The following is an 11679-nucleotide window of genomic DNA, read 5'->3' as shown; positions in this document are numbered from 1 at the left end:
GGTCAGGCACTCTTTCCATCAGGGACAGAAAGACATGATCATTCTCATTGCAGTAGGCGCAAGTATCGTTGCGTTGTTGTTGCTGACCTATATTTCCAACGCCATCGTTTATATCCCTAACGATCGTGTCGGCATTGTGGAAAGGCTGTGGGGTGCGCCGTCATTGACCCATGGCCTGATCGCGGTGAATGGCGAAGTAGGCTTCCAGCCGCAGGTCGTTCGCGGCGGCATTCACTACTTCTTCCCGTTCCAATACCGCGTGCACAAAGTCGATCTCGTGACGATTCCGCAGGGAGAGATCGGTTACATCTTCGCGCGTGACGGTCGTGAGCTTGTGGATGGCCAGGCACTCGGCGCTTCTGTCGATGCGGGCATCGAAGACGTTTCGGCGTTCCTCAAGGCCGGTGGCCAGAAGGGTCCGCAACGCGCGATCGTTCGCGAAGGTACGCATGCGATCAACGTTGCGCAGTTCGTCATCATCACGGCTGCACGCGTGCATGGCTTGTTGTTATCGGATGAGGAAAAAGACACGATCGATCATATGGGTCAGGTTTTGCGCGACCGGAATGGCTTCACCCCTGTGGTGATTGGCGGTGTCGCATCGCGAGTGCTTCAGGCCGACAAGACCGATCAAGTGGACGACAACGCCAGCGATGTCCTTGGCGTGGTGACGATTCACGACGGCCCGGTACTCGCACCGGATGAAATCGTCGCGCCACGCGTCGGTGAAAATCCGGTCGACAAGGCCACGTTCCACAACAACTTCCAGAACATCAACGCATTCCTGCGTGCCGGTGGCCGTCGCGGCCGTCAGCATCAGGTACTGGTGGAAGGTACGTACTACATCAACCGTTTGTTTGCGACGGTGGAGTTCATTCGCAAAACAGTCGTGCCGGTAGGCAGTGTCGGCGTCGTGGTTTCGTATTTCGGCAGCGTGGGCGCCGACCGCTCGGGTGATGGCTATTCGCATGGCGAACTCGTCGACAACGGTTGTCGTGGTGTGTGGAAAGAGCCGCTGTTACCCGGCAAGTACGCGTTCAATACCTACGCGGGCAAGATCATGCTGGTCCCGACGACTAACTTCATACTGAAATGGTCGAAGGAGGTTACCAATTCGCACAAGTATGACGAGAACCTCTCCGAGGTCGCCTTGATCACCAAGGATGCGTTCGAGCCGCTGATGCCGTTATCGGTGGTGGTGCATATCGACTACCGCAAGGCGCCGCTGGTCGTGCAGCGTTTTGGCGACATCAAGCGCCTGGTCGATCAGACGCTCGATCCGATGGTGTCGGCGTACTTCAAGAACACGGGACAGACCAAGACGTTGATCGAACTGCTGCAGGAACGCTCGACGATCCAGGAAAAAGCGAGCGTGGACATGCAGGGACGCTTTGCCGCCTACAACCTTGAGCTGCAGGAGGTGTTGATTGGTACGCCGCATGGCAATACGGGTGATGCATCGGGTCAGCGCATCGACACGATCCTCAACCAGCTGCGCGATCGCCAGGTCGCCAAGGAGCAGATGGAAACCTACGACCAGCAGCAACAGGCGGCCGTGAAAGAACGGACATTGCGTGAAGCGCAGGCGACGACACAAATCCAGACCGAACTGACCAAGTCCGAAATCAACGTCAAGATCAAGACGAACGAAGGTGATGCAGCCATCGCGGCGGCGTCGAAAGATGCGCAGGTGATCAACATCAACGCCGAAGCCGAACGCAAACGCCAGATCGCGGTCGGCGAAGGTAAGGCTGCGGCAACCGAATCCGTGGGTAAGGCTGAAGCCAATGCGATCCGGGCAAAGGCCGAGGCGCTGACGGGCGAGGGTGCTCGCATGCAGATTATCAACGATCTCGGCAAGCAGTTCGCCGATGCCTTGCGTGAAGGTCAGATTGCCATCGTTCCGAAGATTGCATTGGGTGCGGACGGCGGCAACGCGCTTTCCACGCTGGCGCAACTGGCCAACGCCTTTATGGCCGAGAAGCTTGATTCGGGTGCACCTGTACTCGCTGCTCCAGCGGCCACAAGTGGTGACACGAATCGTGTGTAACGAGGATTAGGGAGGAGGTATTCGCAGGGACGTGGTTCGCAAGGGCGTGACTCACAGGGAGGTGAGTCACAAGGAAGTGACGCCGCGCCCTTCGGGGCGCGGTTTTCTATTTCTGCGAAAGTGCACTGGCGACGGCGGGACTCAAGCCGCGCATGAATGCTTCGACATTGTCCGTGTAATCGGATGCGGTACCGAGTTGTTCATTGATCTGTTCGTGAGTCAGGTCTTCCGGCAGCACCTTTGCCTGCGAACCGAATGCTCCGGACTTCGCCACGAAGTTTTGAGCTTGCGGACAGGAGTCCTGGCGGCGCGTCGAGCACACCGCCAGGAACGGCACGATGCGCCCATGCAACTGCTGTAACGGCGAGACGGCGACCCAGCCCGACGGATCGCTGCCGAACGCGCGGCTGTAAAGCGGCAGATGACGACCCTGCATGGTCTGCACGACATCCAGTGCTGCACTATCCAGCGAGACCGTGCCAAGCCATGGCGCCGCGCCATTCTGTTGCGCAATAGCGGTGTCGGCGGTGATCAGCGAGACCAGATGCGCGCCCGCCGAATGACCCATCACAATGAATTGCGACGGATCGCCTCCCCACTCCCTGGCGTGCTGTTGCGCGTAAGCCAGTGCGCGCGCCACATCGTTTGCCTGCGTCAGCGGCGAGGCGTCCGGCAGCATGCGGTAGTCGACGGAGATGAAGATAAATCCGCGTGGCACCCAGCGTGCAGCCTTATTCTCTACGACACCGCGCGCCGATTTGTCGCCAAACGCCCACGCGCCGCCATGCACCATGAAGATCACCGGCGCGTGAGCAGCTTCAGCCGGTGCATAAACATCGAAGCGCTGGCGCGGATCGGAGCCATAGCTGACGTTGTCGATGACACGCGTTCCGGACGGTATCGCCGGTTGAAGCGATACCAGGCGGCGTGCAAACAACGTCGGCTGTTGCGGTGCCGTTTGCGCACTGACGCCTAGCGAACCAAGCACAGCCAGCATGCTGCAAGCAAAGACGGTAAGGCCAACGCGTTTCATCAGAGTCTCCCGAGCGCCCGTTTCACCGCGCCGCGAAAGCCGGCGGCAGCGCGCAAATCCATCATCGCATCATTGGCCGCAAGACACCGATTGACCGCTGGCATTGGTGCACGAACCGGAGTGCGTGAAGCCCTGGCCTTTGGTGTAAGTGGTTTGACCATCATAGGTAACACCCGTGGCGGCATTGGTGGCTGTCGTATCGTGCGTAGTCACGCCATTGGCTGTTGTGGTGCTGGCGTCGTACGTACCGCGAGGGCCGCCGGCGTTGGTTTGCGAGCTGCCGGAGACAGCGCCGCTGGAACTGCGCGAATAGGCACCGCTGCTGCTGTAGCTGCCGCCGGCCGCCGTCGTTCCGCTGAAATGGTGGCTGCTGGATGCCGCGCCGTCCGGGTTGCTCGTAAAGCTGTTGTGGCCGTTGTAGCTGGCGCCGTTGGTGCCCTGGTAATAGTGGGCGCCTTGATGCGTGATAGTTCCGTTGTTGTTGCGGGTATATCCGCCGCCTGCGTATCTGCCCCACGCACCGGAACCGGCGGTGCCGTGGAAATGTGTCTGGGCGCTGGCCGGATTTACGGCGGCGACAGCGGTCAGGCAGATCAGGGCAAGCGACGCACTGCGCAAAGTCGATGACATGAACATGAGGCGCTCCTACTGAGTGGAAGAGGGGTCCAAAGACGGACCGCAACGTTGGCCGTTGCGTCAAACGCATCTTCCACGCCGGTTCGCGCCAAGGTGTTTCCATATCCGCTCAAATGTGAGCCTTTGTTGCCGGAACGGGATCCGGAAACATTTGCTTACACATGCGAAAAAACAGTGCTTGTCCGGCACCGGCCGGCCGGGAGATAGTCAGGCCATGGAAACGACCCATATCCTTGTCGTCGACGACGACCTGCGCCTGCGCGACCTGATCGAGCGCTACCTCACCCAGCAGGGTTTTCACGTCTATGGCGCGCCTCACGCGGCCGCCATGCGGCGTGAGCTGGCCGCGCATCACGTCGATCTCATCGTGCTCGATCTGATGCTGCCCGATGCCGACGGATTGCAGCTGTGCCGCGAGCTTCGCGCCGAAGGCGTGGATACGCCGATCATCATGCTCACCGCGAAAGGCGACGATGTCGATCGCATCGTCGGCCTGGAAATCGGCGCGGACGATTACCTGGGCAAGCCATGCAATCCGCGCGAACTGGTCGCGCGCATCCGCGCTGTGCTGCGCCGCCGGCCACGCGCGCCGGTCGGTGCGCCGCAACTCGAACAGGCGCCGGTCACGTTCGGTCGCTTCACCTTCGATTTCGCCACGCGTCAGCTGCTCGATGACAACACGCCGATCAAACTCACCAGCGGAGAATTCGCCGTACTCGCCGCGTTGATCACGCATCCGTTCGAAACGTTGAGCCGCGAGCGCTTGATCGCTATCGCGCGCGGCCGCGATCACGAAGCCTTCGATCGCAGTATCGATGTGATGGTGTCACGGCTGCGGCGCTACATCGAAGACGATCCGCGCCAACCGCGCTGGCTGCAAACAGTGTGGGGCGAAGGTTATGTGTTCGTGCTGCATGGGGGTACGGCATGAAGCGCGCACCGTCGACCTTCTCGCTGATCCTTGGCTTGCTCGTGCTGGCGCTTCTGCTTGCGTTGACGCTCGCCTCCATTCTGTCGACGCGTGTCTCGCTGCGGGCCGGCAGCGATACGTATGGGCATCTCGTCGTTGCCGCAGCACTGACGGCCGACGAGCTATCCGTGCACAAAGATGCCGAATCGATGCAGACGCTGGACCAATTGAGCGGCGCCGGTCTGCGCTTCTCTACCACGCCGCCACCCAAGCCGACCATTCGCCTCTCGCCGTTGCTGATGGATATCGGTTACACCGCGGGCAATATTCTTGGCGATCCCTCGCGCGTTGTCGTCACGCAGGACCCCAATCCGCAGATCTGGATACGCAGCGCGCACGATCCGCAGACGTGGATCGTCATGCGCGCATTGAGCTATCGCCGTCAGGTTATCGCTTCCAGCATCCTGGTGATGCTGCTTGCCGGTTTGATTGCGCTGGCGATTGCCTCCTACGCAGCGCGGCTGCTGACACGTCCGCTTGAACGCCTTGCCTCGCACGCGCAAGCGCTTCTTGCGGGAGAGCCGGTCTTGCAGACGCAGTTGACCGGCAGTCCGCTGGAAGTGCGCGAACTTGCGGTAGCGATTGGTCAGGCCGGCGAGCGCTTGCGTCACGCATCGCGCGAGCGCGAACTGATGCTTGCAGGCATCTCGCACGATTTGCGCACGCCGCTGGCGCGTCTGCGCTTGGCACTGGAATTGGGCGATGCGAACGATCCGCAGCGGCGCGAAGCCATGGTTGCGGATCTCGAAGAGCTCGACAACGCACTCGAACAGTGTCTTGCCTTCGTGCGCGATGGCCGCGACGAACCGCGCCGTGATATCGACATCGTTACCTTGATCGGACAGCTGCTCGCATTGCGCACGAATCCGGACGACTGGCAATGGCGCGGACCGCCGGTATTGACCGCGACCGTGCGGCCAAGCCTTCTCCGCCGCGCCATCGGCAACCTGATGGACAACGCGGAACGTTACGGTGCTGCACCGTTCGAAGTCGTCGTGAGCACGGATCACGCATCGTGGTCGATGAGTGTGATCGACCATGGTCCCGGCGTATCGGCGGAACTGCAGCAAAGACTGGGACGTCCGTTTGAACGCGGCGATCAGGCACGCGGCGGCGTCGGTTCGGGGCTCGGCTTGAGCATCGTCGCGCGCGCGGCGGAACTGCATGGCGGTGCATTGACCTGGCAAAACGGAACGCCGGACGGTTTCGTCGCGACCATCCGGATTCCTGTATCGCCCTAGAGTCGCCCTTTAGACGCCGGTCTCCTCAAAAACACGACGCGCGATGGTCAACGCCGTACTCGCCGTAGGCCAGCCCGAGTAAAAGGCGAGGTGGGTGATCACCTCGATCAATTCATCCCGCGTGATGCCGTTCTCGAGTGCCTTCTTCAGATGGAACGGCAGCTCGTTGACGCGATAGAGCGAGATCAGGCTGGCAACGGTAATCAGACTGCGATCGCGCGGTGATAGCCCCGGCCTTTGCCATACATCACCGAACAGAACGTTGTCGGTGATGTCGGCCAGGGCGGGCGCTACATCGCCAAATGCCTTGTGCGCCGTAGAGGGTTTGTCGGTCATGACGTCGGCTCCGTGGCTTAGCGGTCGACCAGCTGCTGCATGCGTTCCGTATAGCGTTCGCCTTGCACCGTCACGGCGGAGAGCACATCGTTGATATCGTGCAGATCGCTTGCCGTCAGTTCGATATTCGCTGCGCCGAGGTTTTCCTCCAGTCGCGACAGCTTCGTGGTTCCCGGAATCGGCACGATCCACGGCTTCTGTGCAAGCAGCCACGCCAGCGCGATTTGTGCGCGCGTCACATGCTTCTGCTCGGCGATGCGGCCGATGACGTCGACCAGCGATTGATTGGCCTTCATCGCATCCGCAGCGAAACGCGGCGCGTTGTGGCGGAAGTCGTCATGCCCGAATTTCGTATCGGCGTTGATAGCGCCCGTGAGGAAGCCGCGGCCCAGCGGGCTGAAGGGAACGAAGCCAATGCCGAGTTCTTCGAGCGTCGGCAGTATTTCTTCCTCGGGCTCGCGCCACCACAGCGAATATTCGCTCTGCAGCGCCGTGACCGGTTGAACCGCATGCGCGCGCCGAATCGTGCGCACGCCGGCTTCGGACAAGCCGAAATATTTGACCTTGCCTTCCTTGATCAGATCCTTGACGGCACCGGCCACGTCTTCAATCGGTACGTTCGGATCGACGCGGTGTTGATACAACAGGTCGATGTGATCCGTCTTCAGGCGCTTGAGTGCTGCGTCCGTCACTTCACGAATGTGCGCCGGGCTGCTGTCCAGCCCCGCTTGTTTGCCGGCTTCGAGTTTGAAGCCGAACTTCGTGGCGATCACCAGATCTTTGCGGAACGGTGCGAGTGCTTCGCCAAGAAGCTCTTCGTTCGTGTATGGGCCATAGACCTCGGCGGTGTCGAAGAACGTGACGCCGCTGTCTATCGCGGCATGAAGCAGCGAGATCGCTTCCTTCTTCTCCGTGGCGGGGCCGTACGCAAAGCTCAAGCCCATGCAGCCCAAACCGATGGCCGATACTTCCAGTCCGCTCTTTCCAAGTTTGCGCATCTTCATGAGGTTCGCCTTCACAATGATTTGAACAGGGATACGGTGGCTGCCTTCGCGAGGCACCCGATGTCCCACGGGGAATGCACACCTTAGCGCTATGGAAGCTGTGAATTAAGTAGGATAAAGCGCATGAACCTATGACTAGGATTCATGAATGCAGGTCGGGATGGACCGAGAAAACCTTCAGCCGCGATATTTCAGTGCTTCGACCAGCACATTCAGCGCAGGCGAATTCTGCCGGCGATTCGGATAGTAGAGATGATAGCCAGGGAAGCTGGGACACCAGGCTTCGAGCACTCTCTTGAGGCGCCCTTTCGCGACATGCGTCTGCACGACGTCTTCCGGTATCCACGCCAGCCCCATGCCGGCCAACACGGCCTTTTCAATTTGCGAGTTGTTGCCTAGAACCAGTTGCCCATCCACGCGCACTTTCAGCTCGCGTCCCTGTCGCTCGAATTCCCAGGCATGAAGACCGCCATGGGTCGGTAAACGCAGATTGATGCAATTGTGCACCATCAAATCCTGCGGCTTTTTCGGAACTGGATGCTTGGCGAAATAAGCAGGCGATCCGACGACGGCCATGCGCGCATCCGGCCCGATGCGCACCGCAATCATGTCCTTCGCCACCTGTTCGCCCAGACGAATACCGGCGTCATAGCGTTGCGCAACGATATCGATCAAGCCGTAATCGATGACGACTTCCACCTTGATGTCCGGATACGCAGGAAGAAGTTTCTCCAGTGCGGGCCGCAGAATGGTGTCGGCCGCATGTTCGGCAGTCGTAATGCGAATCGTGCCGGCCGGCTTTTCGCGCAATTCACCCAGGGCAGTCAGTTCGGCTTCGATCTCCTCTAGACGCGGGCCGACACTGCGCAGCAGACGTTCACCCGCCTCGGTAGGCGAAACGCTTCGCGTCGTGCGCGTCAGCAATCGCACGCCAAGGCGGCTTTCAAGTTTTCGAATCGTATGACTTAGCGCCGACTGAGATATGCCGAGTTTCGCTGACGCACGCGTAAAGCTGCGCTCGCGCGCCACCGACAGAAACGCGATCAGGTCATAGAGATCTTTGCGCATGGTGCGTGATTGGCGTCATGAGGCGATCATTATGTGGTGATCAATCACTATCCGTGTTCGCATCCATATGCATATGCATATCCATCCCCGCCCACACCTCGCTGGGATTTTTCGAGTTGGGATAGACATGCGTCATCCAGCCGAACACGACAGGAAGCCACAGGCCACCCGCTGCTTTGCAGGCCTCTTCGGTATGTATGCTGCCTTGTGGGCCGAATTTAGCTTGGGGACCATATTGTTCCGAGATAGGCAGGCTGCGTGGACCGCCGCAGAAATCCACATGCCGGTGCCAGGTTGCGATGCTTAGTGGCGCTACGGCGTTCAACTGTTCGGGTGTGGCGTTCTGCGGTGCTGTGTACATCACGCCAACCGCTTGCATGCCTTCGGGTGTGCGTTTGTAAAGAATCGATCCGGGCTGATCGTAGTTGACGTGTTCCCGTTCCTGCCGGCCGTAGCGGTAGTTGCTGTAATGCACTTCCTCGCCCATCTTTCCGCTTGGGTGAAACGGTTTGTATCCATCTTTGAGAGCAGTATCGACGTCGGCGTAGCGCACGAGTACGCGCTTGGCGGCCGCAACAATGTCACCGGCGCGCTGTTCATCGCCTGCTTGAGCCGTACCCTTCAACGACATCTGCATGTGATTGCCCATCTTCATCGATGGCACCTGCGTGTCGTCGGTCTTGGCGCCGTAGTTGTGGAGCAGCGATTCCCAAATCGGGAACTGTTGCGCCATCGCCGGGGTGAGGGAAACGAGCAAAAGGAAGCCGAGCGTGGCGGCGATACGTTTCGTCATGAAATCACCCGGTGTGCTGAATTCAAAACAGGGGACATCATCCAACGAGAGAGCTGTTGTTGCGGGCATGCTCTCATGACCGCTGATTTATTTCAGCGGATGTCCGGTACAAATCGGCAAGAACGCCAGATCACGCAACACGCTTAAGCGTTGCTCGGCAACTCCGCCTTCGCACGCAGCCTATGCGCCGCTTGCTTCGCGCGATTGCCGCACATGGACATGCTGCACCACCGGCGCGCATGCCCGCGTGTGTGATCGGCGAACAACAAGGTGCAGACTGGCCCTTCGCAAGCTTTCACGTATGAAAAATCTTCCCGGCAAACCAGATCGGCCAACGATTCGGCGATCGGAATCAGCAAGGTTTCGGGCGACGCCCAGCGGCGCGATTTCAGCAAGCGAAAACCCGAAGTCTCTTCATTCTCCTGAGCGACAATTTCGTTGAACGCTCCATCGCGCCGGAGCAGTTCGTTGAGTGGCTCCAGCTCGGCTAGATCGGGCGCTTTCAGCGAATGCCCTTTGTGGGACCGCACGAAGGTCCGAAACCACTCGCGCAAGCTGCGCGCCTGAGCCGCCAGGCGATCGATTTCCCCCGGAATCGCCCGTGCCCGGATCGAATCCAGAACGTCGTCCGGCACCAGCTTGGCCTGGCGCAGCCAGCCCAGCAGCCCCTCGCCGTCCTCAAGCCAGTCGACAGGGGTATCCACCGGCGTCGCTATGGAATTCAAGAAATCCAGGCCAACGGAGTCGGCAATGAAAAGGGCGGGCATCGGCTGCGGCATGGGGTTTCTCCTTGGGCTGAAGGTAACCGCCTCAAATGGTCTTGACAAGTTATTTTTGATGAGAGTAACCTCCAAATCGAAGTTGAGGCGGTTACTGCGGTTTCAAGTCCCGATCGCCTCGGACCGCTGGCTTTTCATCCAATGGGAGAGGCGATATGGGCAAAAAATCCGCTACCGTCGTGTTGGCTCACGGGGCATGGGCCGACACATCGAGCTGGGGCAAGGTCGTAGTTCTGCTCCAGTCAGATGGCATCAATGCAGTTACATTCCGGCTGCCGCTAACGTCGCTGGCCGACGATGTGACGGCCCTGGACAAGGTGCTCGCGCTGGTCGACGGTCCGGTCGTGCTGGTGGGTCACGCTTACGCTGGCGCGGTGATTGCCGCCACGCACAGCGCCAAGGTTCGGGCGCTGGTCTATATCGCGGGCTTGGCGCCGGATCAGGGCGAGACCGTGGCCGACGTGTTCAACCGCTACGAACACGACGAGAAGGCACCCAAGCTCGCGCCCGGCGATGACGGCCTGATGTGGCTCGCACCGGAAGCGTTCGGCATCGCATTTGCGCAGCACGCGTCGCCGGAAGAGCAGAAAGCACTCGCGGCGAAACAGCTGCCCATTTCACCCGCGGCGATCACCGTTCCGGTGGAGCGTCCGCTCTGGAAAGACGTGCCTGCCTGGTACCTGCTGGCGCAGCACGATCACATGATTCCGGAGAAGACGCAGCGCTTCATGGCTGAGCGCATGAACGCGCATATCAGCGCCTATCCGGTCGATCACCTTCCCAGCGTCACCGCGCCCGAACTTGTCGCGACCGTGATCGTCGACGCAGTGCGGTTCGTCGACGGCTGACCGGAATCACCTCATCTGACTATTCCACATTACGTAAACGCATCATTTCCTGGAGAAATCATCATGTCCGCTATTCATTACCGCACTGCCAACGTCGACGGCCTGAACGTCTACTATCGTGAAGCAGGTTCGGCCGGCAAACCGAAATTGCTGCTGCTGCATGGCTATCCCAGCTCGGGTCACATGTTCCGCGATCTCATTCCGCTGCTGAGCGATCGCTTCCACATCATCGCGCCCGATCTGCCGGGATTCGGTCAATCGGACATGCCGTCGCGCGATAAATTCAGCTACACGTTCGACAACATTGCCAATGTCATCGATCGCTTCACGGAAGTGGTGGGGTTCGATCGCTTCGCGGTCTACGTTTTCGATTACGGCGCACCGACTGGGTTCCGCCTTGCAGTAAAACATCCGGAACGCATCACCGCGATCATTTCCCAAAACGGAAATGCGTACGAAGAAGGATTGAGTGAAGGATGGAATCCCATTCAGACGTATTGGAAAAATCCGACGGCAGAAAACCGCGCGGCATTGCGCGATTTCCTCGCGCCAGAAGCGACGCGTTGGCAGTACACGCACAGCGTGCCTGACGAATCGCTGATTTCGCCGGACGGCATCGCACTGGACAACTACTACCTTGCCCGCAAAGGCGCCGACGAAATTCAATTGGATCTGCTGCTGGACTATAAGAGCAACGTCGCGCTGTACCCGACTTTCCAGGCGTATTTCCGCAAGCACCATCCGCGTTTCCTCGCGGTGTGGGGAAAGAACGATCCGTTCTTCCTGCCGCCAGGTGCCGAAGCGTTCAAGCGCGATATTCCGGATGCGCAAATTCGCTTCTTTGACACCGGTCACTTCGCATTGGAAACACACGCGAAAGAAATCGCCGAAACCATCCGCGCGTTTCTTGCTGCCTAAGAT

The 11679-nt window shown here is 59.6% G+C and carries 12 protein-coding genes; 5 read left to right on the top strand and 7 right to left on the bottom strand.

Annotated features, from left to right (window positions below):
* Positions 1 to 34 precede the first annotated feature (34 nt).
* Positions 35 to 2050, top strand: coding sequence for an SPFH domain-containing protein (locus tag EKH79_RS12400; protein WP_126674136.1), 2016 nt, complete (start codon positions 35 to 37; stop codon positions 2048 to 2050).
* Between the two features lie 106 nt (positions 2051 to 2156).
* On the opposite strand, the gene EKH79_RS12395 is transcribed toward EKH79_RS12400, so the two are convergent.
* The gene (locus EKH79_RS12395) at positions 2157 to 3083 is read right to left on the bottom strand and encodes an alpha/beta hydrolase (RefSeq protein WP_126674135.1); all 927 of its coding nucleotides are present in this window, start codon (positions 3081 to 3083) and stop codon (positions 2157 to 2159) included.
* Between the two features lie 69 nt (positions 3084 to 3152).
* Positions 3153 to 3719 carry a hypothetical protein gene (locus EKH79_RS12390; RefSeq protein ID WP_126674134.1) on the bottom strand — a complete coding sequence of 189 codons (567 nt, stop codon included), beginning with the start codon at positions 3717 to 3719 and terminating at the stop codon, positions 3153 to 3155.
* A gap of 214 nt (positions 3720 to 3933) precedes the next feature.
* On the opposite strand from EKH79_RS12390, the gene ompR reads away from it, so the two are divergent.
* Together ompR and EKH79_RS12380 are read left to right on the top strand one after the other, a co-directional pair.
* Positions 3934 to 4650, top strand: coding sequence for an osmolarity response regulator transcription factor OmpR (gene ompR, locus EKH79_RS12385; RefSeq protein ID WP_126674133.1), 717 nt, complete (start codon positions 3934 to 3936; stop codon positions 4648 to 4650).
* Positions 4647 to 5930: an ATP-binding protein gene (locus tag EKH79_RS12380; protein ID WP_126674132.1), complete on the top strand. Its 1284-nt coding sequence runs from the start codon at positions 4647 to 4649 to the stop codon at positions 5928 to 5930. The genes ompR and EKH79_RS12380 overlap by 4 nt, the downstream gene beginning before the upstream one ends.
* Before the next feature lie 9 nt (positions 5931 to 5939).
* Here the strand turns inward: EKH79_RS12380 and EKH79_RS12375 are convergent, their stop codons facing one another.
* From EKH79_RS12375 to EKH79_RS12355, 5 genes are all read right to left on the bottom strand, one after another.
* Entirely contained in the window at positions 5940 to 6266 is a 327-nt protein-coding gene (locus EKH79_RS12375) for a carboxymuconolactone decarboxylase family protein (protein ID WP_126674131.1), read from the bottom strand.
* A gap of 17 nt (positions 6267 to 6283) precedes the next feature.
* A complete protein-coding gene (locus EKH79_RS12370) occupies positions 6284 to 7270 on the bottom strand; it encodes an aldo/keto reductase (protein ID WP_126674130.1) in 987 nt (328 codons plus the stop codon).
* A 177-nt stretch (positions 7271 to 7447) separates the two neighbouring features.
* Positions 7448 to 8338 carry a LysR family transcriptional regulator gene (locus EKH79_RS12365; protein WP_126674129.1) on the bottom strand — a complete coding sequence of 297 codons (891 nt, stop codon included), beginning with the start codon at positions 8336 to 8338 and terminating at the stop codon, positions 7448 to 7450.
* Positions 8339 to 8378: 40 nt separating this feature from the next.
* Positions 8379 to 9131 (bottom strand): hypothetical protein, encoded by a 753-nt coding sequence (locus EKH79_RS12360; RefSeq protein WP_126674128.1) that lies wholly within the window; start codon positions 9129 to 9131, stop codon positions 8379 to 8381.
* A gap of 143 nt (positions 9132 to 9274) precedes the next feature.
* Positions 9275 to 9910, bottom strand: a complete 636-nt coding sequence (locus EKH79_RS12355; RefSeq protein WP_126674127.1) for a CGNR zinc finger domain-containing protein — start codon at positions 9908 to 9910, stop codon at positions 9275 to 9277.
* Between the two features lie 155 nt (positions 9911 to 10065).
* On the opposite strand from EKH79_RS12355, the gene EKH79_RS12350 reads away from it, so the two are divergent.
* Positions 10066 to 10758: an alpha/beta fold hydrolase gene (locus EKH79_RS12350; protein ID WP_126674126.1), complete on the top strand. Its 693-nt coding sequence runs from the start codon at positions 10066 to 10068 to the stop codon at positions 10756 to 10758.
* 63 nt (positions 10759 to 10821) lie between these two features.
* Entirely contained in the window at positions 10822 to 11676 is an 855-nt protein-coding gene (locus EKH79_RS12345; RefSeq protein WP_126674125.1) for an alpha/beta fold hydrolase, read from the top strand.
* Positions 11677 to 11679: the final 3 nt, after the last annotated feature.

The organism is Dyella dinghuensis, from assembly GCF_003977615.1.
Lineage (GTDB): Bacteria > Pseudomonadota > Gammaproteobacteria > Xanthomonadales > Rhodanobacteraceae > Dyella_B > Dyella_B dinghuensis.
This window is presented reverse-complemented; position numbering and strand designations above follow the sequence as displayed.